The sequence below is a fragment of the Monashia sp. HAY1-2A genome (assembly GCF_056755315.1).
On record NZ_JBNDHY010000005.1, the window covers coordinates 39,050 to 59,297 of the forward strand.

Below are 20,248 nucleotides of genomic sequence, written 5' to 3' on the forward strand. Positions count from 1 at the left end.
TGTCCGAGGTCAGCCGGCGGGACCAGACCTCGTGTCGGTCCCACCGGCGCTCCGAACCGCGGCGAAGATCCGCTCCGGCGTGAACGGCAGGTCGGTGAGCTCGGCACCGAACCCGGCCACGGCGTCGGAGACGGCGTTGACGACCGCTCCGAAGGCGCCGATGGTTCCGGCTTCGCCGACGCCTTTCGTGCCGAGCGGAGTGGCCGGCGTCGGCGACTCGACGTGCCGCACGTCGATGGGTGGAACCGTGGTCGCGAGGGGCAGCAGGTAGTCGCTCAAGGTGGTCGTCAGGAGCTGTCCTTCGGCCGAGTAGGCGTGCGACTCGTACAGGACCTCGCCGATACCCAGGGCGATGCCCCCGCGGATCTGCCCGTCCACCACGGCACGGTGGACGATGCGGCCGCAGTCCTCGACCGCGAGGTACTCGACCACCTTCGGGACCAGAGTGGTCGGGTCGATCTCCACGGCGGCCAGGTGTGCGCCGATCGGGTACACCTGCTGCGGGTCGTGGACATGACTGGCCACGGTGCCCGGTTGGCAGTCCTTCTTCGCGACGTCGCGCAAGGCGTCGACGACGCACGCCGCGACGCCGACCGCGCCACGCGAGATGAAGGTTCCACTGCCGTCGGGGCAGACCGAGGTGTCGCCCTCGATGACATCGATGATGTCCGGGTCGAGGCCGAGCTCGGCTGCGGCCAACGCTCGGTACGTCTCGGCGTGACCCTGGCCGGCGTCGGCAGCGCTCGTGTAGATCTCGATTCGCCCGTCTTCGGCAACCACGACGCGGGCCGCGTCCGTACCGGGCAGCGAGGTGACGCCGCGCCGCTGGTAGTCCGCTGACCCGCTCGCGCTCATCTCGTTGAACACGCCCAACCCCACTCCGACCAGGCGGCCCGCCCTGACGCCCTCGGCCCGCCATCGGCGTAGCCGCTCGTAGTGCGGCTCGAGCAGTGCGAAGAGCTCTTCGTAGTCACCGGAGTCGAGTCTGCGGCCGGTCGGGCTCGTCCAGGACGGGTCGCGCACGACGTTGCGCCGCCGGATCTCGAGTGGGTCGACACCCAGCCCGGCGGCGAGGAGGTCCATCATCCGCTCGGTGGCGAACACCGCCGCGTTCTGGCCTATCCCGCGGCACGGCCCGACCGGGGACTTGTTGCTCGCGATGGCCTGGATCTCGACACGCAGGGCGGGGAAGACGTACGGGGCGAACAGGCTCATCGCCGCCACCCCGGCCTCGGGCATCGCCGTCGCCGGCCAGATCGAGTACGCGCCGACGTCGGCGTGGACTCTGGCGTCGATGCCGGTCAGCCGCCCGGAGCGGTCTGCGCCGGCGCGGACCGTGACCACGGTGTCGTGCGCGTGGGTGCCGGCCAGCAGGTTCTCGGCGCGGTCCTCGATCCACCTGACCCGCACGCCCAACCGCCGGGCGAGGGCGGTCACGGCGATCTCTTCGGCGTAGAGGTTCGCCTTCATGCCGAACCCGCCGCCGACGTGCGGTACGACAACCCGGATCGACGTCTCGTCCACCCCGAGAGAGCGGGCGATGCCGCCGCGAACCAGATGCGGCAGCTGGGTCGAGGTCCACACCGTCGTCACGCCGGTCGCCGCGTCGTGATCGGCCACGACCCCGCGCGCCTCGAGCGGCACGGCCGACTGCCGCGCCGGCCGAAACGTCCGCTCGATCACGAGGTCGGACCGGGCGAGCGCCTCGTCGACGCCGCCCGAGTCCACGGTTCGCGACAGCAGCACATCGTCGCGCGCCGCCTCGTGGACCGGGGTGTCGACCAGAAGGGGCGAGTAGTCGATGGTGACGGCCTCGGCGAGGTCCTCTGCCTGGTAGCGGTCCCCGGCCCACACCATCGCGACGGGCTCGCCCACGTAACGGACCCGCTCCACGGCCATGGGGTGCCAGGCCACCGGAACCATCCCGCCCGCTTCCAGCATGATGGCGCGAAGCCCCAGCTCGGCGCCGCTCACGCCGTCGTGCGTACGCAGATCGACCGAGTGGATCTTGGCGTGCGCGACGCGGGACCGGACGAAGCAGACCTCGACGCCGCCGCGTGGCAGGCGACGAACTCCCCGCCGCCGGTGACCAACCGCACGCTCGTGTCCGTACTCAGTCGAGACACTCGTACACCGCCTCGACGATCGGCTCGTACCCGGTGCACCGACAGACGTGCCCGATCAGCAGCTCCCGCAGCTCGGTGCGCGTGTACCGGTCCCCCGAGCGGACGAGCTCCTCGGCTGCAAGGAGGACACCTGGCGTGCAGAACCCGCATTGGAAGGCGCCGTGCCGTAGGAACGCCTCCTGCAGCCGCGACAGTCGCCCGGACGCGCTCAGTCCCTCGATCGTCGTGACCTCCGCGCGGTCGGCCTGGACGGCGAGCATCAGGCACGAGCGCACCGCGGCGCCGTCCACCAGCACGACGCACGCCCCGCACACCCCTTGCTCGCACCCGACGTGCGTGCCGGTCAGCCGGAGCTCATCGCGGAGGAAGTCCGCGAGGCTCGACCGCGCCGCGACGGCACCGGCCCACCTACGCCCATTCACCGTCACCGCGACCTTCGGCTGATCGCTCATGACTGTGCCCGTGCCTGCGTGACGACGCGGCCGACCAAGGACGCCGCGACGTGTCGCCGGTACTCCGAGGCGGTGTCGATCTCCGACCTGGCGATCTCGACGACGGCCTCACCCGACCGGCCCTCTTCCGCGGCTCGCCCGGTGGCGGCCAGCAGCTGCGGCCGGTCTGCGGTGCCGAACACCGTCACCGTCGCGTCGTGGCACACGGCGCCGGCCAACGCATAGTCCCCCGGTCCGCGCCGCGTCGCTTCGGCGAAGCCGAACCTCGCGTCACGGGTCGGCAGCAACACCTCGACGAGCAGCTCGTCAGCCGCCAGCGACGTCGCGTGCGCGCCGACGAACAGGTCTGCGGCGTTGATCTCGCGCCGGCCACGCACCGAGGCCGCCACGATGACAGCACCCATCGCCAGGGCCAGTGCCGGCCACTCGGCCGCCGGGTCGGCGAACGCCAGTGACCCGCCCACCGTGCCACGGTTGCGCACCTCGAAATTCCGATCTGCCGTACTCCGAGCCGCAACAGCGATGGCAGCGAACGGTCCCGCTCGATGTCACGGTGCCGGGTCGCCGCACCGATCCGCAGGACCCCGTCGGCACGCGAGATCCCCGTCAGCTCCTGGACCCACTGCACGTCGACGAGGTGCCCGGGCCGGGCCCGCCGCAGCGCCATGAGAGGGAGCAGACTCTGGCCCCCGGCAAGCACCCTCGCATCCGACCCGTGGCGCGCCAACAACTGCACCGCGTCATGCACAGAGGCGGCCCGGTGGTACTCGAACGGTGGCGGTTTCACACATCCTCCAGCGAGGGCATGCGGCGTGGGTCCACGCTACGCGGTCCGCCATCCGCGGGTCACCCGAACGCGTCGATGACGACGCTGCTGCTCACGGCACGAGCCTCGGCCCGCTCAGCGCAGCCTTCGGAGCACAGACGCCAACACGGCTGCCAGGGCGAAGGTCCGAGCCAGTCGCGCGGGACTGAAAGGAGACAGACCCACGAACGCGGCCACCGACGTCCCGACGCCCTCGATCGGCTTGTTGGCCGCGGGCACCTCCTCGACGTACACGCCCGGCGCCAGGTACTCCCGCTGCTTGCTGCCCGTGTTCGCGTCCTGCATGTCCATGCTGACCTCCTCACCCCAAGGGTGCATCAGTGAGCGCGGCGACGCAGCCGATCGCGCGGCCGGACGTGGCCTCGCGGGCCCGTTCGACACCTCGCCGTCAGGCCGCATCCTCCTCGAGGACGCTGGCGTAACGGGCGAGGTACAGCGGCCAGCCCTGATCGTCGTCGACGCCCGCGCGCAGCTGCGGCCAGCCGGGACCGTGACGGTCGAGGTACCGGTGCTCCAGCTCGACACGGGTCCGGTCCGGACCGTCGGCGACGAACCGCACCTCCACCTCGCTCGCGTTGTCCGGGTCGGTCTCCAGCTGCCACGTCGGGCCGATGTCCCAGCTGAACACCACCCGGTCCGGCGGGTCGTAGGCCAGAACCCGCGCCCACCGGCACTCGCTGCCATCCTCGCCGTGGTCGACGATGTGTCCACCCACGCGGGGCTCGAAGGTCGTCGACACGATCGGCGACGCGAGCAGGTTGTGCTCGCGGGGCTTGATGGCATCGAACCGGCCCGTGAACGCCGCGAACGCACGCTCCGGCGTACCCGGAACCACGACGTGGTGCCGTACCACGGGGGTATCAGTGGTCTCCGTCATTCCTCCTCCTTCATCAGGTCCTCGAAGCCGGACATGGTCCGCCTCCAGAACGCGTCGAGCTGGTCGCGCAGGGCGGCCACCCCGGCCTCGTTGAGCCGGTAGATCCGCTTGGTTCCCTCGGCGCGGTCGTTGACCAGGCCGACCTGCTTGAGCACCTTGAGGTGCTGGGAGACCGCAGGTTGGGTGATGGGCAGTGCCTGGGTCAGCTCGCCGACAGTCCGTTCGCCCTCGGCCAGCTCGGTCAGGATCGAGCGTCGGTTGCGGTCAGCCAGCGTGGTCCACGCCGCGTCATCTCCATAAGTCATAACGAATGTAAGTTACGACCGATGAATGCTCCGGTCAAGGGTCCTCGTGTCCCTCCGCGTGCCGTCACCGCTCCTGCCGGAGGTGCTGCACGACGACGTGCCAGGCGTGGTCCCGTTCGTCAGGAGTCCACCGACTCCCGTACAGGGTCACCTGTGCCAGCCGGTCGCCCCTGACGAGGAACGCGACGTCGACGAGGCCGGTCTCCGTACCCACGCTGGCGGTGCCCAGCCCCACCCCGTCGACCGTCCTCACGGACGCCAGAGCACACGTTGCGAAGGCGTGCCGCTCGAAGGCGACCGCGCCCCGCGGATCACCGGACGCCAGGGTGTACTCGGCGTAGGTGAACGAGCGTTTCGACGGCCCGGGGCTGCGCCCGTCCTCCGTCGACTGCGTCCGAGCCGCGGACGCGCCCTCGACGACCCTGACCCGGGCCGCGCCGAACGTCACGAGGAACTCTGCCGGGTCGGGCATGGCCCACGTCGTCGGGTCCCGGCAGCTGAACCGCTTCACGAGCGTGCCGTGGCAGTGGATGACGTCCGACCCGTCACGCCCCGGCAGGACGAGCCGCACGCCGACCTCGCCCGGGAACGCCTCAGGGAACAGCTGCGGTCCGGGCAAGGTGCTGCGGTGGCCGTCGAGGTCCTCGTTCGCGCACTCGGCCGCCTCCGGCAGGGGCGCCACCCGGTCGATCGTGGTCATGACGGGCGCGGGGCTGGCGGGCAGACGAGTGCCGATGCTTCCCGGAGGCATCGCCGTGGTGCAGGCCGACAGGGTCACTGTGGCCACGGCCAGCCCGGCCCACCTGGCCACGCCGGCTGTGCCCGAACGCCTGCCCCTCACGGACGCACCGAGGAGTCCGCGCCGCCGCGACGTCGCGCGCCGCTTGGGCGGCCGGTCGCCGCCGTTGCCCACCGTTCCAGCCTAGACGCGGTCGCGCTGGAGCCTGCCACGGATCGAGGACCACCCGGCCGCCCGGCGAGCGTGAGACGCACCGGCCGGTGTCAGCGAGTCGGATCGGGGGCTGACACTCGCTCGTCGGTGGTGCTGAGGGTCGGCGCGCCGACGGCGAGGCCTTCCTCCGGTTCGGGCGCGGACGCGCGTGCCTCGGCGAGCGCCTCGGCCGGCACGTGCCGCTCCAGGAACCGGCGGGCCAGCCGCGTCGAGGGATGGATGCCGATCGCGGCGACGACGATGATCCCGGCGATGAGCAGCCAGCCTCCGGCACCCCAGTTCATCGCGAGGAACGTGTAGAGCGCGGGAGCCCAGACCCGGCCGAGGGTCCCGCTGAGCTCGGCGGCGCCCTGGTAGGCGCCGCGTTGGCGTGGGTCCATCAGCTCGGCCTCGAACGACCAGCTCGCCGCAGACAGGTACAGCTCGGCGCCGGTCACCGTGACGTGCCCGAGCCAGACCAGCGCGATGGTCACCCAGCCGACGGTGTCGTGCGTCGCCAACGTGATGAGGCAGGACACGACGAAGAAGCCGGCCGAGAGCCGAATGGCCTTGAGCGCCGTCGGGATGTCCCTGACCCCGCGGGAGGTCACCATCGGCAGGAAGATGCACATGACGGTGTTGGTGCCGAAGAGGAACGCCAGCAGCACCCGCGGCGCGTCCGTCTTCTCGACGAGCCACAGCGGGATGACGACGTTGAGCAGCACCTGGTTGGTCCAGAACACGCCGCCGAAGAACGTCGTGAGGAGCCACCCCGGGTTGCGCAGCGGGCCGGGTCCGGAGACCTTCACCTTTCGGTCCTCGGCGCTGCGTTCGTCATGGGCCGCCTTGGGGAGGCGGATGATCGCGGCGGCGTTGACGAGGAAGGCCACCGACGTGAACCACGGCAGGGCGTGCAGGACGTCGTTGGAGTGGAACGCGAGGGCGACGCCGCCGAGCATCGAGCCGACCGTGAAGCCGACGTTGAGCGCGGAGTACATGTACGCGCGCGACCGCACCCGCTCGTCCGGCGGGAGGACGTCGATCGTGTACGCGCCGTACGCCGCGCCGCCGAGCGCGCCGATGACCTCCATGCCGACGGCCATCACGATGTAGCCCTCGAAGCCGTTGATGAGCGGCCAGAACGCGAACATCACCGCCTGCCCCGCTGCACTGACGGCCCACATCCTCTTGGGCCCGAAGCGGTCGACGAGCTTGCCCATCGGCAGGGCAGCGAGGAACGCCGCGACGCCCGCGATGGTGAGGCCGAGACCGACCTGAGCGGCCGAGAGCCCGACGATCTGCGTGAAGAACACCGCCGAACCGGTCATGAAGGTGCCCTCGCCGAGGGCAAAGAGCAGCGACTGGACGGACAGCCGTCCCGCCAGCGGCGACGGCGGGCGGGCGTGACGGAGGACGGCGTCGAGAACCACCCGAGGATTCTGCAGACCCGGACGGCAGGTGTCACCGCATTTACCCCGTCCCGTGCCGAAGGAGAGGCGGCAGCCGGCCCGGTGGTTCCGGCGCGGCACGCCACCGCGGCCGCTCGCCGTAGAGTTCCTGGGTCGGTTCCAGTCGAGAGGAGCGCGCCATGGACGATGCCGTCTCCGGGAGCGAAGCCACCCGGGCCGCGTTGAACCACAGCCAGCTCATCGATCTCACGACGACCGGCCGGCGAACCGGTCGACCTCGGCGCATCGAGATCTTCCTGCACCACGACGACGACCAGCTGTTCATCACGGGCCTGCCGCGGGCCGATCGCACGCGGGACTGGATCTACAACATCGACGCCGATCCGCACGTCGTGATCCACCTGAAGCAGTCAGTGGTCGCCGACGTGCCCGCGACCGCGCGAGTCGTGACCGACCCTGACGAGCGCCGTCCGTACATCGAGGCGGCCGCCAGGCGCTGGCGTCGCACGGACGTCCCGGAGATGCTTCGACACAGTCCGCTCATCGTGCTCACCGTCGACGACTCCGGCGACCGCGGGCCTGGCCGATAGAGGCCCAGGCGCGAGAGGACGGACGAAGTCCGCACGCCGGAACCGCGACAGGCTCGCCGCCTTCGCCGCGGCGTCGTACCGTGAACCGGTGGCCAGTGTGAGCGTCCGGTACATCGTCGACGACATCGATGCCGCGATCGCGTTCTACCGCGACCGGCTCGGGTTCACCGAGGTGATGCACCCCGCGCCGACGTTCGCATTGCTCGAGAACGGTGCGCTGCGCCTGGTGCTCAGCGCCGCCGGGGGCGGTCCGGGCGGCGGCCAGGCGATGCCCGACGGGACCGCCCCGACCCCCGGTGGCTGGAACCGCTTCTCGCTGCAGGTCGACGACCTCTCCACGCTCGTCGAGCGACTGCGCGGCGAGGGCGTGAGGTTCCGCAACGAGATCGTCGAGGGCATCGGCGGGCGGCAGATCCTCGCTGAGGATCCGGCGGGGAACCTGGTCGAGCTGTTCGAGCCGACGCGGGACGAGGCGCGGCTCGGTCCGAGCTAGGCCAGTCAGCTGGGGTGCACGCGTCCTACCCGCTCGTCGGCCAGACGGGGCCCTGGTCGGTCCAGGTGACGCCCTTGTTGTGGCAGAGGCAGAACGGGTGGCCGACGGGATCGGTGTAGACGCGCCAGCCGTGGCCGTCGGCGCCGATGAAGTCCTGCTTCAGGATCGCGCCGAGGGCCAGGACGCGGCTCTGTTCCGCCTCGATGTCGTCGACCTCGAAGTCGAGATGGAACTGCTTGGGGTGCTCGGCGTCGGGCCACGTCGGGGCGCGGTAGTCATCCACCCGGATGAAGGCCAGGTCGATCTCGCCGAACCGGATACCGGCCCAGCTGCCGTCGCTGCCGCCGTTGACCGGCCGGCCCGTCACCTCGGAGTAGAACGCCGCCAGCTGCATCGTGTCCGGGCAGTCGATGATGAAGTCGGTGAGTCGCAGCACCCGTGCGATCTTGCCACGAGGCAACCGGATCGTGACGGCCGATGCGCCGCCTTCGCCCGGGTGTCACCGGACCTGTGCGCGCGGTCCTTCAGGGACTTCCGGTCACGCGTCGTGGGGGGCCGACGGACGCCATGGCTCGTGCTGGTGCGAGAGCCAGACCTCTTCGGGGGCGAGTGCCCGGACCAGTCGCTGGCCGTCGGTGCGCGGGTGGTCGAGCTCGTCGAAGAAGACCGCCGTGTCACCCGCGATGACGATGGAGCGGTCGCCCGTCTCGACGACGACGACCTGCGAGCCTCGCGTGTGGCCGGGCGTCGGAACGAGCCGGATCCCCGGCAGCAGCTCGAGGGTGCCGTCGACGGGCACGTACTGCACCCCGGGCGCCTCGACCCACTCGCGGATCGTGTAGTCGTCCTGGCTCCGCGCGTCCTCCAGCTCCGCGCGTTGGACGTAGACCGGCTTGCCCGGGAAGAGGTGGTTGCCGCCGCAGTGGTCGAAGTGCAGGTGCGTGTTGACGACGACGTCGATGCCGGCCAGGTCGAAGCCGGCCTGCTCGCTCAGTGGGGTCAGGCGAGGATCCATGTCGTCGACCGCCGGGTGCAGCTGCGTCATGCCGGTGTCGACCAGCACGCGCGCGTCGGGATGGTCGATGACGTGCACGTAGACCGGCATCCTTTCGCCCTCGGCGAGCAGCTCCGCGACGAGCACCGGCGTGACGGTGGCCGTCGGGCCCTCGCGTCCCGGTCGCTCGGCCTTCTCGGTTCGTGGATCGCCCATGGAGGAGAGTGTGGGGCACAGTGGCCGGCCCGCGGTGGCTCTGCGGCGCCGTTTCCTCACGCGTCACTCGTCGCCCGTACTCCGTGCGGGCCTGGACGTGTTGCAGGACCTTGTGCTGGAGTCGGTCAGGACATCGAGACGGGAGCCGATGAACCATGGCAGACCTCAGCGACCTGGCGGCCGCCGAGCGACGAGACCTGGCCGACTACCTCGACACGCTGACGGCAGCGGAATGGGACCAGCCATCCTTGTGTCCCGGCTGGTCGGTGCGCGACGTCGTCGGCCACATCGTGAGCTACGACGTGCTGAGCTGGCCACGGTTGCTGGCGCTGACGGCCCGCTCGGGCTTCTCCCTCAGGCTCGCCAACCAGCGTGGCGTCGAAGAGAGCCGACGGCTCGGCACCGAGGAGCTCGTGGCGCGGCTTCGCGCACACGTCGTTCCGCGGGGGATCACCACCGCATTCGGGTGCGCCGTCGCGCTGACCGATGCCCTGATCCACCAGCAGGACATCCGACGGGCACTGGCTCACCCTCGCGACGTCCCTCGAGAGCGACTGGTCGCAGCGCTGAGCTTCGCACCCCGCGCCCGTGCCCTACCAGCACCGGCCAACATCCGCGGGCTGCGCGTGGTCGCCACCGACCTGCCGTGGGCCCATGGGACCGGGCCGGAGGTCCACGGCCCGGCCGAGGCGCTCCTCGTTGCGCTCGCGGGGCGTCCCCAAGCCCTGCAAGACCTGCACGGACCGGGACTCGACGCTCTCGCAGGCAGGGTGAACACGTAGGGCCAACCTGTCGACGCCGCAGCCGAGGAGCACGACGATGTCCGCCGGTTCCCGCCTGACCTGACAGGCCTGCGACCCGGTCTCGGACCGGAACGCCTACGTGGTGGGCGCCCAGGCGGGCGCGATGTCCCGGTGGTAGGACCTGCCGGCGAGTCTGCTGAGCAGAAAGGTCACCGGGGCCGGAATGGCCGAGCGGAGGTAGGTGCGCTCCGCCTCGGGCATCCCGTCCTGGATCCACGCCATGAACCGGCCCGAGACGGCGAGGGATGCGGGTCGCAGCTGCTTCTCGACGACCTTCCACTCGGGCGTCCCGAGGTGCGGCAGCAGGAGCGGCTCGAGGTCGTTCTCCTCGTGATGCAGGTGTCGCTCGACGACGTCGTTCGCCTTCAGCACGGCGTCCCTGGCGGCATGGGCGTCGCCGGCGGACCCGCTCGAGGCGTAGGTGTCCATGGCAGTGCGGGCACCGGCGAGTGCGTCCGCCATGGCCTGATGCTCCGTCTCCATGACCTCGACCAGCTCCGTGGCCCCTTGCACCTTGGCCAGGAACGGAAAGACGTGGGTGTCCTCGCCCTCGTGGTGGTGCTTGAGCTGGTCGTGCAGGTGCGCGTAGGCCACCTGCAGCTGCTGGGCGCGGGCCCGGTCACCGTCGGGGGCGGTGGCGAGGGCGGACTCGAGGCGAGCGAGGTCGCGACGCACCGCCGCGTGGATGACACGATTCATCGTCATGGGACCTGTCATGGTCGAGACGATAGCCATCCGCACCCGACGCGGCTGCCGGAACCGGCGCGGCCACGGCCCAGCTCGGACCAACCACCGCACCGCACCAGCCGCAGGTCGCACGAGCCTTGCCGCGGTCTCTCCTGCCTAGGCGTCGCGGGGACCGCGTTCGTCCCTCGCGCTGTTGGGGTGGATCGTCTCTCCCCGGGCGAGCATGGCCACGAACTGCTCGATGCGTCGCCTTCGGGTCTCGGCCCGCTTCGCCGTCTCGACCCGGTAGAGGATCGCGTAGCGGTTTCGGCTGTTGAGCTTCTCGAACATCGCCCGCGCGGAGGGATCGGAGTCGAGGGCTTCCGCGAGGTCGGTCGGCACCTCGATGCTCGCCGGTCCGGCGTACGCGGCGTGCCAACGGCCGTCCGCCTTGGCGCGCTCCACCGCGGCGAGTCCGGACGCGTGCATCCGCCCTTCCGCCATGAGGCGCTCCACGATGGCGACATTGCGCTGTGACCACCCGCTGCGCCGGGTGCGGGGCGTGAAGCGCTGCCGGTAGCTGTACTGGTCGCCGCCACGGATCTGCCCGTCGATCCATCCGTGACAGAGCGCCTCGTCGAGCGCCTCGTCGTAGGTGAGGCTGGTGGGCGCGGCCGCGCCCTTCTTCGCCAGGGTCAGCCACACCCCGCGGTCATCACCGTGGTGTTCGTCGAGCCAGGCGCGCCATGCGGCGCCGTCCGCGACCGTCAGGGCAGGCAGCTCGTCACTCACGACTCCAACCTTCGCACGGGCCCAGAGGCGGCAAGCCATCCGTGACAGCAGCCTGCACGTGTCATCGCGGCGCCGTCCGCGCCGTGTGCGCTGAGTTCCCCAAAACCGGAACAGCCCTCGACGGACGGAGCACACTGGACGTGACGAAGCGGGTGCATCGTGGTCGAGCGCCGATCGGCCCAGGTTCAGGTGGCGTCGGCTGGAGGAGTCATGAAGCGAACCCGTGCGCTGTGGTCGGCAGTGGTCCTGGTGGCGGCGGCGGTGCTCGCCGGCCCACAGGCCTCGTCAGGGAGTTCGAGCGGGCCTCTGGATCCACTCTGTGAGAGGCATGCGACGCTCTGTCCCGACCCGAGCTCCCGGCAGGACTACGAAGGCGGCTACGTCGGCCACGACGAGCCGGCCCTGCTCTTCTACTCGACCCGAGCCGGCTCGGGGAACTCGGCCACCTGGCAGCTGCGGCTTCCGCGTGAGGCGCCCACACTGCCGAAGCAGGACGGCACCGGCGGCACGTGGAACTTCCAGCGGAGCGTGGCGTTCTGGTACGGCATGGACCTGTGCGAGACCCAGAGCTACCCCAACCCGGGCGTTGCCTGCACCCCCGACTCGGACAGCAACATCAAGACGAGCAGCGACCACTCCGCACCCGACTGGATGGGCAACCACGTCGGGACCGGCTTCCTGGAGCTGCAGTTCTACCCGCCCGGATGGGTGCCTGAGCCGAACGTGTCCTGCGACCCGACGAAGTGGTGCGCGGCCATGGTGGTCTTCGGTCTCTCCGCAACCCGGACCCAGGTGAACAACGCCGACTGCCTGGACCGCGCCGGTGAGGAATGGGCGGACTTCGCGTTCATCACCAGGAGCGGCACGCCGCAGGCACCACCGGACCCGCTCAACGCCACCCTCGCGACCTTCACGCCCGACCCGGCGCAGGTGCTGTACATGGACGCCGGCGACACCCTGCAGATCTCGATCCACGACTCGGCGGCCGGGCTGGTGAACTCCATCACCGACGTGACGAGCGGGCAGAGCGGGTCGATGACGGCCAGCATCGCCAACGGCTTCGCACACCCGCTGTTCCAGCCCTCGGCGGTCGGCTGCACGGAGGAGCCGTACGCCTTCCACCCGATGTACGCCACCTCCAGCGAGCAGACGCTGGTGCCCTGGACCGCGCACACCTACAACGTCTCCTTCTCCGACGAGATCGGCCACTTCGAGTACTGCGACCGCGCCAACACGCTGGGCAGCTGCGTCAACCCCGGCGTCGGGGAGACGAAGAAGGACGTCGACGACACGGCCTGCTTCAACGCCACCGAGTCGCTGCTGGCGCCCGTCGGTGGCTGCATCGCCACCGACCGTGACTTCGACGGCACGTCGTACCAGCGCGACTGGTCCGGCACGCTGGCCGACCCCGCGCAGGACCGGCTGGTCCACTCGGGCTCCTTCCAGCTCACCAGCCCACAGACCGACGGGCACAACTACAGCCGGATGGCGTTCGAAGCGGACATGCCGGCCATCGAGCCGCTGTCCGTGTGTGCCCTGGACGGCGCCGGTTGCGTCAACCCGCCGCCGGGCGCCCAGTTCTACCCCATCTACTCGACCCGGTCCGGGCCGAACGGCGCCTGCGCCTGGCAGGAAGGCGGCACGTTCATCCCCGGCACCACGAACACGTTCGGCGGCACCTCGACGTCCGAGTACGGACCCGAGCTCGCCACCTACTACCCCGGCGATCCAGGGTTCCCCGAAGGCACGTTCGTCGACAACTTCCGCACCGTGCTGCCTCGCAACCCGTGCCCGAGCAGCGGCCAGCTCCCGTGAGGCACGACGTACACGACAGCCGTGTACTGCACCCGCGCGGCACGGCCCCTGCCATCAGCGGCGGCCGAGGCCGAGCGGCCTCGTGAAGACCTGCTCGCGTTCGGTCGCCTCCGTCAGGTCGTGCCGGCGTGCCACGAGCAGGGACTGCACGTCGACGAGCCCGAGGACGTCGCCGCCCTCGCCGAGGACGGCGGCGCCGCCGTGGCCGTGTTCGGCGAAGACGTAGGCGACGTGTCGCAGCGTGTCGCCCGCATCGACGACGTGGTGGCCTCCGTCGATCGCGAGCCGGCGCGCCTCTTCCAGCGCCTCGGGCGAGGTGCGCATGACGTCGGAGGCGAAGAACGTCTCGAGCGGGTCGGTGGTGTAGTCGCGCGTCAGGTGCAGTCCTCGGCGGGCGATCTTCTCCGTGAGGACCGAGCGCTGGAGGATGAGGACGGAGACCGCGTACGCCGCCGAGGATGCGATGAGCAGGGGCAGCAGCGCATCCCAGGCGTGCGTCAGCTCGAGGGTGAACACGACGCCCGTCAGTGGCGAGCGCATGACGCCACCGACGACCGCCGCCAGGCCGAGCATGGCCCAGAACCCCGGGAACACGCCGGGCAGGACGAGCCCGACCGCGGCCCCGAGCGCGCCACCGATCATGAAGACCGGGGCGAGCACGCCCCCGGACGTCCCGGACCCCAGCGACAGCGACCAGATGAGGGTCTTGACGACGAGGATGCCGACGATGAGCCCGGTGGTCGCCCGTCCGGTGAGCAGCTGGTCGATGACGTCGTAGCCGACGCCGAGTGCTCGCGGCTCGACGAGCCCGCCGACGCCGATGACCAGACCCCCGAGTGCCGGCCACCACATCCAGTGCAGGGGGAGCCGACGGAACAGGTCCTCGGCGAAGTAGACGAGCCACGTCGCGCCGAGGGCCACGAGGGCGCCGCTGAGGCCGACGAGGGCGCTGAGCGCCTCGGCCGTCCACGTGATGGAGACGCCGCCGGTGGGTACCGGGAAGATCGCGCCGGTCCCGATGAGTGGTCCCCGTACAGCCGTCGCGACGGCGACCGCGGCGACGACCGGCACGAAGCTGCGTGGCCGCCACTCGAACAGCAGCAGCTCGACCGCCAGGAGCACGGCGGCGAGGGGGGCGTTGAAGGTGGCGGCCATCCCGGCCGCGGCACCCGCGACGAGGAGCGTCTTGCGCTCGTCGGCGGTGAGCCGAAGGTGCTGCGCGAGGATCGAGCCGATGGCGCCACCGGTCATGATGATCGGTCCCTCGGCGCCGAACGGCCCACCCGACCCGATGCTGACCGCCGCCGAGATCGGTTTCAGCACAGCCACTTTCGGCTCGACCCGGCTGCCGCGGATGAGGATCGCTTCGATCGCCTCGGGCATGCCGTGCCCGCGGATCTTCTCCGACCCGTAACGGGCCATGAGGCCGATGACGAGGCCGCCGACCACTGGCGCGAGGAGCACGAGCGGCCACGGGTGGTGCGTCGCACCGGGCGCCACGAGTGAGGTGTCGAGCCGCTGGTAGAAGACGACGTTCGTCGTCAGGCCGATGAGCTTGAGCAAGGCGTACGCCGCGAAAGCGCCACCGGCCCCGACCGGCAGTGCCCACGCGGCGATGACCAGCATCCGCGGGTGGACGTTGAAGTCCCCGAGCTCGACCTTGGCCCCGGTCACAGCGGCACCGGGCCGGTCAGGTCGTGGTGGCGTCGGCGGAGACCGTCGTGCAGCGCGTTGAGGCTGTCGGTGAGCGAGCCGAGCGCCTCGGCGTCGAGGCCCCGGAGGACGCGGGTCAGCTCACGAGAACGCCACGCGAGCACCGCGTCGATGACCGTGTCGCCGTGCTCGGTCAGGGCGAGCAGCACCCGGCTGCGGCTCGCCGGGTCGCCGGTGCGGGTGACGTGTCGCGACGCGACGAGCCGGTCGGCCAGGCGCGTGATCGACGAACCGTTGACCCCGAGCACGGTGGCCAGTCGGGTGCACGACGACTCTCCCTCGTCGCGCAAGGCGAAGAGCAGCCGCATCTGCGGCAGCGACACGTCCCCGACCTCGTCGACGCTCCGGACTGCCAGCCCGAGCAGGTCGCGGGTGATCTGCTGCAGCGCGGCCACGGTGGCGGCGGTGACTTGCTGTTGCATTCGACAAGTCTTGCAGAGAGCAAGGAGCCGGTGTCAAAGCCGTCTAGACACCGGGCCGGCCGGCCGACGGGCAGGCGGGTGTCGAGGTGATCGACGGTCGGGTGGCAGCACCACGGTGCGCGACCCCGGCGACGGAGGCCGGGCCTCAGGGCCAACGGGCCGTGAAGTAGGCGACCACCAGGGCGCACAGCGAGACGCCCACCAGCCACGCCCCCACCTGCGTCTCGGTGGTGCGCCGCGCCGAGACGTCCTGGCCGGACCGCCCCGGCCCGGGAAGGGACCCCCACACGATCAGACCGATGCCCACCACGAGCAGCACGCCGACCCCGGTCCAGAAGAAGGTCATCGCCCGGCCCCCTCGTCGACCCGGGCACACCGGCGGTGGCGCCGGCCGCTCCCGACCGGCGTCATCACGCCCCGGAGGGCGCGGTCGACCGACGGGCGATCGTCAGGCCGTCGAAGGCGGTCAGGACGACGGCCTCGACGCGGTCGTCGGAGGCCACGAGGTCGTTGAAGTCGCGCAACGCGGTCGTGTTCGTATCGGTCACCTCCGGATCGGCGATCCGGCCGCTCCACAGGACGTTGTCCGCGAGCAGCAGACCTCCGGGCCGGACGCGCGGCACCAGCTCTTCCCAGTAGGCGGCGTACCCGGGCTTGTCTGCGTCGATGAAGACCAGGTCGATGTCCGCCGTCGCCGGCAGCGCTCGCAAGGTGTCGATCGCGGGTGCGATCCGCAGCTCGATCCGGTCGGCAAGACCGGCCGCGGCCCAGGCCTGCTGCCCGATCTGGGTCCAGTCTTGACTGACGTCGCAACACAGCAGTGAACCTCCCTCGGCCAGGCCCCGGGCGATGCACATGCTCGAGTAGCCGGTGAACGTCCCCACCTCGACCGCCCGACGCGCCCCGACCAGCCGGGCGAGCATCGTGAGGAGCTGGCCCTGGTCGTCGCCGATCTGCATGCCTGCCGCGTCGCCGAGCTTGGCTGTCTGCGCCTGCAGCTCACGCACCACACGGTCGGGACGCCAGGTCCCATGAGCCACGGCATAGGAGCGGATCACGTCGGTCACCGGGAAGCTGCGCATGCTCGGACGCTACGCCTCCTGCCACGCGGTGCGGCACCCTCACGGACGGTGCCGTGACCCAGGGCTACCTCATGACCCGGCCGCGCCATGCCGCTGGTCACCCAGGGCGGGCGTGGGTTCCTGGGCCGAGCGATCGAGGTCCCACAGCTCCAGCGCGCGCTCGAAGCGGTCGGCTGCGGTCGCCGCACCGTGCTGCTTGCCTGGGAGGCGCACCTCCTCGTGGATCGCCTCGCGCCACTCCCACGATTCGCACGCGGTCGTCCCCGGCACATCGGGAGAACTCCTCCAGCTCGCACTGGAAGCCGCGACGCGCCGAGGGCAGAGTGGAGCCGTGCGGATCGCGGCAGACCGGGGAGAAGAGGCTGGGACCGCGGCATGAGCCGGCGACGGTCTGCTGCCGTGGCGGCCCTCGTCGGGGCGGTCTGTCTCTACGCCGTCGTCAGGATGCTGACGACCCCGGAACGGCCGGTCCGTACCGAGATCCTGCAGGGCGCGCTGGTGGGTGTCGGGCTGGCCGTCGTCACCGTCGAGATCTTCGCGAGGGTCAAAGCCGTCAAGGTCAACGGCTGGGTCACGATGCCCGGATGCGGTGTCCCCGGGAACGGCTTCCTGTCGCGGGCCGCGGCCACGTGGATGTTCCCGGGTCCGGTCAACGTGCCGGAGGAATCGGTGTACTGGACGACGCAGGCCGATGAGTCGGGTCGGCCGCTGAGCGGCCTCCACAGCTACGTCGTGCACTTCCCGGCGGGCGGGCTCCCACCCAACGACGCGTTCTGGTCGCTGACGATGGGCGATTCTCGGAACCGCTTCGTCCCCAACCCGATCGGCCGGTACAGCGTGGGCGACCGCTCGGGGCTGGCGCCGAACGCGGACGGGTCGGTCGACATCCACATCCAGAGCACCCTGCCGGTGGGCCGTGAGGCCAACTGGCTGCCTGCTCCCTCGGGCAGGTTCACCCTCTGGCTCCGCGTCTACCTTCCTGGCCGGGCCGTCCTCGAGGGCCGGTATGCCGTTCCGCCCGTGACCCGGGCCTCGTGAGCCCTGCCATGCAGCTCGAGCACCTCCTGCCCTTCGCCACAGCCATGGTCGCGGCGTGGTTCCTTGCCCTCTGGTTCTGGCCCCGCGTGCTGTTGTCCGTGTTCAAGCGCGCCATCCTCGTCAGCGGGTTCGGCGGCGGCCCGATCCCGGTGAACTCGCTCTACGTCCAGTCCCAGGCCTCGTTCGCCGACCCGGTCGGCACGACCACGGGTTCGACGCTGGCGACCACGGGCGTGAACCGGGACACGCTCATGGCCGCCGGCTGGCTGGACCTGCGAGAAGGGCCCCGGCTCCTGCACGTGCCGGACGCGGCTGACCGCTACTACAGCGTCCAGCTCACCGACCCGTCCACGAACACGAACTTCGCCTACGTCGGCACCCGCACGACAGGCAACCGGGCGGGCGACCACCTCATCACCGGGCCACACTGGACGGGCCCGCTCCCGAGCGGGACGACGCGAATAGCCTCACCCCACAACGCGGTTCTGATCTTCGTCCGCGTGCTCGTCCACGGGGACAGCGACCTGCCGTCCGCCCACCACCTCGCGACCCAGATCGTGCTGTCAGGACCGCCGACCCCCTCCGGAGAGTCCGAACGACCGCCGGGGTCGTGAGGGCGCCTCGACCCCTCAGGGAAGGTGTCGGTCCAGACGTCGCAGCACGGGCCCGAGGAGCGGCCAGTGCTGCAGCCCGACGCGCATGACCAGGCCCCGTGCGGCGGCGACCGACCTGCGGGCGAGAGCGCCCGGGGTTCGCATCCCCTCTTCGGCCGTGGCCCGGGCGCGGCGGGACAGCCAACGCGCGCACCCGGCGCAGACGCCCACTTCCGGGTGGGACCCGAGCCGAGTCAGGTCCTGCTCGTCGAACGGCTTCCCGCAGCACCAGCAGCTGGGGCGCTGCACCTGCTCGCGCTCCTGCGCACTAACCGCCATCTGCCCATCGTCACCCCTCACCGACCGGGAGACCAGAGGCGTCGACCCCGAGGCCGAACCGTTCACCGGACCGACATCCGGAGTTGGGTGCGGCCGGTAGCCGTCAGGCATGGACTTGGACCCGACCATCCAACGCGTGAAAGGCGTCTCATGACCACCTCCCTCAACCGCCGTGGCTTCCTCAGAGGCACGGCCGCCACCGGCCTGGGCATCGCGATCAGCGGCAGCATCGACGTTCTCGCCGGAGGAGGTAGCGCCCTGGCCGCCCCGCGGTCGTCGGTCGGGTACGGGCCGCTGGTTCCTGACCCCAAGGGCCTGCTGGCCTTGCCGGCGGGGTTCTCCTACCGGATCGTCACGCAGAGCGGGGTGACGCCGACCGTCGACGGAGTCCCGACGGCGAGCGACCCGGACGGCACGGGCGTCTTCACCCGCGGCAACGGGTCGACCCTCGTCAACAACCACGAGATCGGTGGCAGCGAGCCCTTCGGGGTCCCGCCGCTGGCCGGGCTCACCTACGACGAGGGCGCCCGCGGCGGCACGTCGAACATCGACGTGGACGCGGACGGTACCCGCATCCGCGAGTACACGAGCGTCGCCGGCACCCACAACAACTGCGCGGGGGGCGAGACGCCGTGGGGCACCTGGCTGACCTGTGAGGAGACGGAGCAGCGGATGGGCGGCCGCTACCTCAAGGACCACGGCTACGTCTTCGAGGTCGACCCGAGCAGCCAGGAGGCCAACCTCGGCAAGAGCCCGGTGCCGCTGAGGTTCCTCGGCCGGTTCTCCCACGAGGCGGTCGCCGTCGACCCGACCACCCACACCATCTACGAGACGGAGGACGCCGGCGGCCCCAACGGCCTGTACTACCGGTGGACGCCCCCGGCAGGGTTCACCGGCGGCAAGGACGCCCTGCGCGAGCTCGCGCTCTCCGACGGCGGCGACAGGGCCGGCGCGCTGGAGGCGATGAGCTGCTACCGCGGCGACACGCACATCCCCGACCTGTCCCTCGCGACGCAGGCGGGCACCCGCTACACGGTCCGGTGGGGACCGGTACCCGACCGCGACGCCCGGACGACCTCGGTGCGCAAGCAGTTCGCGGACGACGAGATCACGCGCAGCCGCAAGCTCGAAGGAGCGTGGTGGGGCGACGGCGGCGCCTACTTCGTCGCCAGCTTCGCGCGCAGCAGCGACGGCAGCGCCAATGAGCACGACGGGCAGGTGTGGTTCTACGACCCCCGGACCGAGACCGTGACGCTGAAGACGATCTTCGCCGTCAACCCCGACCCGGACGTCGACACCGACAGCTACGACGGCCCCGACAACATGACGCTCTCGCCCTACGGCGGCATCATCATGGCCGAGGACGGCGAGGGCATCCAGCACCTCGTCGGCGTGACCGACCAGGGCAAGTCCTACCCGTTGGCCCGCAACGACCTCAACGACAGTGAGTTCACCGGCCCGGCCTTCAGCGCCGACGGCAAGGTGCTCTTCGCCAACATCCAGTCGCCCGGGTACGTCTTCGCGATCACCGGTCCGTGGGCGCGTCCGAGCAACGCCGAGGCCTGACCCTCCCGGCCGTCCGCGACGCAGCAGTCCTGGCGGCGGGGCCGCCGTCCGCACCGGGGGACGGCGGCCCAGCTCCGCGCCGTGGTGGGCGGATCAGCGGCTGGTCAGCTCGCTGACCCCGTCTCTTATACACATCTCCGAGCCCACGAGACGCGTAGTAATCTGGGGGGCCGTGGTGGTCTCTTGGGAGGGGGGGGGGG

The 20,248-nt window shown here is 70.9% G+C and carries 25 protein-coding genes and 1 pseudogene; 7 read left to right on the forward strand and 19 right to left on the reverse strand.

The features are described 5' to 3' along the window. Positions 1-9 precede the first annotated feature (9 nt). The 9 genes and pseudogenes from ACPYOM_RS01565 to ACPYOM_RS01605 all read right to left on the reverse strand — a co-directional run bounded on the left by ACPYOM_RS01565 (position 10) and on the right by ACPYOM_RS01605 (position 6,947). Positions 10-2,064 (reverse strand): xanthine dehydrogenase family protein molybdopterin-binding subunit, encoded by a 2,055-nt coding sequence (locus ACPYOM_RS01565; protein WP_481344645.1) that lies wholly within the window; start codon positions 2,062-2,064, stop codon positions 10-12. A 49-nt stretch (positions 2,065-2,113) separates the two neighbouring features. Further along, entirely contained in the window at positions 2,114-2,578 is a 465-nt protein-coding gene (locus ACPYOM_RS01570; protein WP_481340903.1) for a (2Fe-2S)-binding protein, read from the reverse strand. Then, positions 2,575-3,060, reverse strand: coding sequence for an FAD binding domain-containing protein (locus ACPYOM_RS01575; protein ID WP_481344624.1), 486 nt, complete (start codon positions 3,058-3,060; stop codon positions 2,575-2,577). The genes ACPYOM_RS01570 and ACPYOM_RS01575 overlap by 4 nt, the downstream gene beginning before the upstream one ends. Before the next feature lie 62 nt (positions 3,061-3,122). Next, positions 3,123-3,365, reverse strand: a pseudogene (locus tag ACPYOM_RS01580) (FAD binding domain-containing protein); the annotation flags it as partial. Between the two features lie 114 nt (positions 3,366-3,479). Then, a complete protein-coding gene (locus ACPYOM_RS01585) occupies positions 3,480-3,695 on the reverse strand; it encodes a hypothetical protein (protein ID WP_481340905.1) in 216 nt (71 codons plus the stop codon). A 97-nt stretch (positions 3,696-3,792) separates the two neighbouring features. Beyond that, positions 3,793-4,281 (reverse strand): SRPBCC family protein, encoded by a 489-nt coding sequence (locus ACPYOM_RS01590; RefSeq protein ID WP_481340906.1) that lies wholly within the window; start codon positions 4,279-4,281, stop codon positions 3,793-3,795. Next, positions 4,278-4,586, reverse strand: coding sequence for an ArsR/SmtB family transcription factor (locus ACPYOM_RS01595; RefSeq protein ID WP_481344625.1), 309 nt, complete (start codon positions 4,584-4,586; stop codon positions 4,278-4,280). Before ACPYOM_RS01595 ends, ACPYOM_RS01590 begins: the two co-directional genes overlap by 4 nt. A gap of 64 nt (positions 4,587-4,650) precedes the next feature. Further along, positions 4,651-5,286 carry a hypothetical protein gene (locus ACPYOM_RS01600; RefSeq protein WP_481344626.1) on the reverse strand — a complete coding sequence of 212 codons (636 nt, stop codon included), beginning with the start codon at positions 5,284-5,286 and terminating at the stop codon, positions 4,651-4,653. A gap of 302 nt (positions 5,287-5,588) precedes the next feature. Next, positions 5,589-6,947 carry an MFS transporter gene (locus ACPYOM_RS01605; protein WP_481340909.1) on the reverse strand — a complete coding sequence of 453 codons (1,359 nt, stop codon included), beginning with the start codon at positions 6,945-6,947 and terminating at the stop codon, positions 5,589-5,591. 158 nt (positions 6,948-7,105) lie between these two features. On the opposite strand from ACPYOM_RS01605, the gene ACPYOM_RS01610 reads away from it, so the two are divergent. Together ACPYOM_RS01610 and ACPYOM_RS01615 are read left to right on the forward strand one after the other, a co-directional pair. Continuing rightward, positions 7,106-7,516, forward strand: coding sequence for a nitroreductase family deazaflavin-dependent oxidoreductase (locus ACPYOM_RS01610; protein ID WP_481340910.1), 411 nt, complete (start codon positions 7,106-7,108; stop codon positions 7,514-7,516). A gap of 88 nt (positions 7,517-7,604) precedes the next feature. Then, the gene (locus ACPYOM_RS01615; RefSeq protein ID WP_481344627.1) at positions 7,605-8,009 is read left to right on the forward strand and encodes a VOC family protein; all 405 of its coding nucleotides are present in this window, start codon (positions 7,605-7,607) and stop codon (positions 8,007-8,009) included. A 25-nt stretch (positions 8,010-8,034) separates the two neighbouring features. On the opposite strand, the gene ACPYOM_RS01620 is transcribed toward ACPYOM_RS01615, so the two are convergent. Further along, positions 8,035-8,445, reverse strand: a complete 411-nt coding sequence (locus ACPYOM_RS01620; protein WP_481340912.1) for a VOC family protein — start codon at positions 8,443-8,445, stop codon at positions 8,035-8,037. 102 nt (positions 8,446-8,547) lie between these two features. Next, the gene (locus tag ACPYOM_RS01625; protein ID WP_481344628.1) at positions 8,548-9,219 is read right to left on the reverse strand and encodes an N-acyl homoserine lactonase family protein; all 672 of its coding nucleotides are present in this window, start codon (positions 9,217-9,219) and stop codon (positions 8,548-8,550) included. Positions 9,220-9,374: 155 nt separating this feature from the next. On the opposite strand from ACPYOM_RS01625, the gene ACPYOM_RS01630 reads away from it, so the two are divergent. Further along, positions 9,375-10,001, forward strand: coding sequence for a maleylpyruvate isomerase family mycothiol-dependent enzyme (locus ACPYOM_RS01630; RefSeq protein WP_481344629.1), 627 nt, complete (start codon positions 9,375-9,377; stop codon positions 9,999-10,001). A gap of 96 nt (positions 10,002-10,097) precedes the next feature. On the opposite strand, the gene ACPYOM_RS01635 is transcribed toward ACPYOM_RS01630, so the two are convergent. Together ACPYOM_RS01635 and ACPYOM_RS01640 are read right to left on the reverse strand one after the other, a co-directional pair. Next, the gene (locus ACPYOM_RS01635) at positions 10,098-10,739 is read right to left on the reverse strand and encodes a hemerythrin domain-containing protein (protein WP_481344630.1); all 642 of its coding nucleotides are present in this window, start codon (positions 10,737-10,739) and stop codon (positions 10,098-10,100) included. A gap of 126 nt (positions 10,740-10,865) precedes the next feature. Then, complete coding sequence (locus tag ACPYOM_RS01640; RefSeq protein WP_481344631.1) at positions 10,866-11,480, reverse strand: YdeI/OmpD-associated family protein; 615 nt, start codon at positions 11,478-11,480, stop codon at positions 10,866-10,868. A gap of 210 nt (positions 11,481-11,690) precedes the next feature. Between ACPYOM_RS01640 and ACPYOM_RS01645 the strand changes: the two genes are divergently transcribed. Then, positions 11,691-13,295 carry a hypothetical protein gene (locus tag ACPYOM_RS01645; protein ID WP_481344632.1) on the forward strand — a complete coding sequence of 535 codons (1,605 nt, stop codon included), beginning with the start codon at positions 11,691-11,693 and terminating at the stop codon, positions 13,293-13,295. Between the two features lie 54 nt (positions 13,296-13,349). Here the strand turns inward: ACPYOM_RS01645 and ACPYOM_RS01650 are convergent, their stop codons facing one another. The 5 genes from ACPYOM_RS01650 to ACPYOM_RS01670 form a co-directional block, all read right to left on the reverse strand. Then, positions 13,350-14,969 (reverse strand): chloride channel protein, encoded by a 1,620-nt coding sequence (locus ACPYOM_RS01650; RefSeq protein WP_481344633.1) that lies wholly within the window; start codon positions 14,967-14,969, stop codon positions 13,350-13,352. Continuing rightward, positions 14,966-15,430 (reverse strand): MarR family winged helix-turn-helix transcriptional regulator, encoded by a 465-nt coding sequence (locus ACPYOM_RS01655; RefSeq protein WP_481344634.1) that lies wholly within the window; start codon positions 15,428-15,430, stop codon positions 14,966-14,968. Before ACPYOM_RS01655 ends, ACPYOM_RS01650 begins: the two co-directional genes overlap by 4 nt. A gap of 145 nt (positions 15,431-15,575) precedes the next feature. Next, the gene (locus tag ACPYOM_RS01660; RefSeq protein ID WP_481340920.1) at positions 15,576-15,776 is read right to left on the reverse strand and encodes a hypothetical protein; all 201 of its coding nucleotides are present in this window, start codon (positions 15,774-15,776) and stop codon (positions 15,576-15,578) included. A gap of 64 nt (positions 15,777-15,840) precedes the next feature. Continuing rightward, on the reverse strand, positions 15,841-16,512 hold the full coding sequence (locus ACPYOM_RS01665) for an O-methyltransferase (RefSeq protein ID WP_481344635.1): 672 nt from the start codon (positions 16,510-16,512) through the stop codon (positions 15,841-15,843). Between the two features lie 69 nt (positions 16,513-16,581). Then, positions 16,582-16,782, reverse strand: coding sequence for a hypothetical protein (locus tag ACPYOM_RS01670; protein ID WP_481344636.1), 201 nt, complete (start codon positions 16,780-16,782; stop codon positions 16,582-16,584). A 105-nt stretch (positions 16,783-16,887) separates the two neighbouring features. Here ACPYOM_RS01670 and ACPYOM_RS01675 point away from each other — a divergent pair, with 105 nt between their 5' ends. Then, positions 16,888-17,550: a DUF1214 domain-containing protein gene (locus ACPYOM_RS01675; RefSeq protein WP_481344637.1), complete on the forward strand. Its 663-nt coding sequence runs from the start codon at positions 16,888-16,890 to the stop codon at positions 17,548-17,550. Beyond that, the gene (locus tag ACPYOM_RS01680; protein WP_481344638.1) at positions 17,547-18,164 is read left to right on the forward strand and encodes a DUF1254 domain-containing protein; all 618 of its coding nucleotides are present in this window, start codon (positions 17,547-17,549) and stop codon (positions 18,162-18,164) included. Before ACPYOM_RS01675 ends, ACPYOM_RS01680 begins: the two co-directional genes overlap by 4 nt. A 15-nt stretch (positions 18,165-18,179) precedes the next feature. Here the strand turns inward: ACPYOM_RS01680 and ACPYOM_RS01685 are convergent, their stop codons facing one another. Then, on the reverse strand, positions 18,180-18,482 hold the full coding sequence (locus tag ACPYOM_RS01685; protein WP_481344639.1) for a hypothetical protein: 303 nt from the start codon (positions 18,480-18,482) through the stop codon (positions 18,180-18,182). 150 nt (positions 18,483-18,632) lie between these two features. Here ACPYOM_RS01685 and ACPYOM_RS01690 point away from each other — a divergent pair, with 150 nt between their 5' ends. Beyond that, a complete protein-coding gene (locus ACPYOM_RS01690) occupies positions 18,633-20,048 on the forward strand; it encodes an alkaline phosphatase PhoX (RefSeq protein ID WP_481344640.1) in 1,416 nt (471 codons plus the stop codon). Positions 20,049-20,248 lie beyond the last annotated feature (200 nt).

Bases quoted from the DNA above. Each gene is read 5' to 3' on its own strand.
- ACPYOM_RS01655 (WP_481344634.1), bottom strand. From the start codon at position 15,430: ATGCAACAGCAAGTCACCGCCGCCACCGTGGCCGCGCTGCAGCAGATC.
- ACPYOM_RS01665 (WP_481344635.1), bottom strand. From the start codon at position 16,512: ATGCGCAGCTTCCCGGTGACCGACGTGATCCGCTCCTATGCCGTGGCT.
- ACPYOM_RS01585 (WP_481340905.1), bottom strand. From the start codon at position 3,695: ATGGACATGCAGGACGCGAACACGGGCAGCAAGCAGCGGGAGTACCTG.
- ACPYOM_RS01600 (WP_481344626.1), bottom strand. From the start codon at position 5,286: ATGACCACGATCGACCGGGTGGCGCCCCTGCCGGAGGCGGCCGAGTGC.
- ACPYOM_RS01660 (WP_481340920.1), bottom strand. From the start codon at position 15,776: ATGACCTTCTTCTGGACCGGGGTCGGCGTGCTGCTCGTGGTGGGCATC.
- ACPYOM_RS01675 (WP_481344637.1), top strand. From the start codon at position 16,888: ATGAGCCGGCGACGGTCTGCTGCCGTGGCGGCCCTCGTCGGGGCGGTC.
- ACPYOM_RS01645 (WP_481344632.1), top strand. From the start codon at position 11,691: ATGAAGCGAACCCGTGCGCTGTGGTCGGCAGTGGTCCTGGTGGCGGCG.
- ACPYOM_RS01570 (WP_481340903.1), bottom strand. From the start codon at position 2,578: ATGAGCGATCAGCCGAAGGTCGCGGTGACGGTGAATGGGCGTAGGTGG.
- ACPYOM_RS01595 (WP_481344625.1), bottom strand. From the start codon at position 4,586: ATGACTTATGGAGATGACGCGGCGTGGACCACGCTGGCTGACCGCAAC.
- ACPYOM_RS01685 (WP_481344639.1), bottom strand. From the start codon at position 18,482: ATGGCGGTTAGTGCGCAGGAGCGCGAGCAGGTGCAGCGCCCCAGCTGC.
- ACPYOM_RS01590 (WP_481340906.1), bottom strand. From the start codon at position 4,281: ATGACGGAGACCACTGATACCCCCGTGGTACGGCACCACGTCGTGGTT.
- ACPYOM_RS01610 (WP_481340910.1), top strand. From the start codon at position 7,106: ATGGACGATGCCGTCTCCGGGAGCGAAGCCACCCGGGCCGCGTTGAAC.
- ACPYOM_RS01635 (WP_481344630.1), bottom strand. From the start codon at position 10,739: ATGACAGGTCCCATGACGATGAATCGTGTCATCCACGCGGCGGTGCGT.
- ACPYOM_RS01690 (WP_481344640.1), top strand. From the start codon at position 18,633: ATGACCACCTCCCTCAACCGCCGTGGCTTCCTCAGAGGCACGGCCGCC.
- ACPYOM_RS01625 (WP_481344628.1), bottom strand. From the start codon at position 9,219: ATGGGCGATCCACGAACCGAGAAGGCCGAGCGACCGGGACGCGAGGGC.
- ACPYOM_RS01630 (WP_481344629.1), top strand. From the start codon at position 9,375: ATGGCAGACCTCAGCGACCTGGCGGCCGCCGAGCGACGAGACCTGGCC.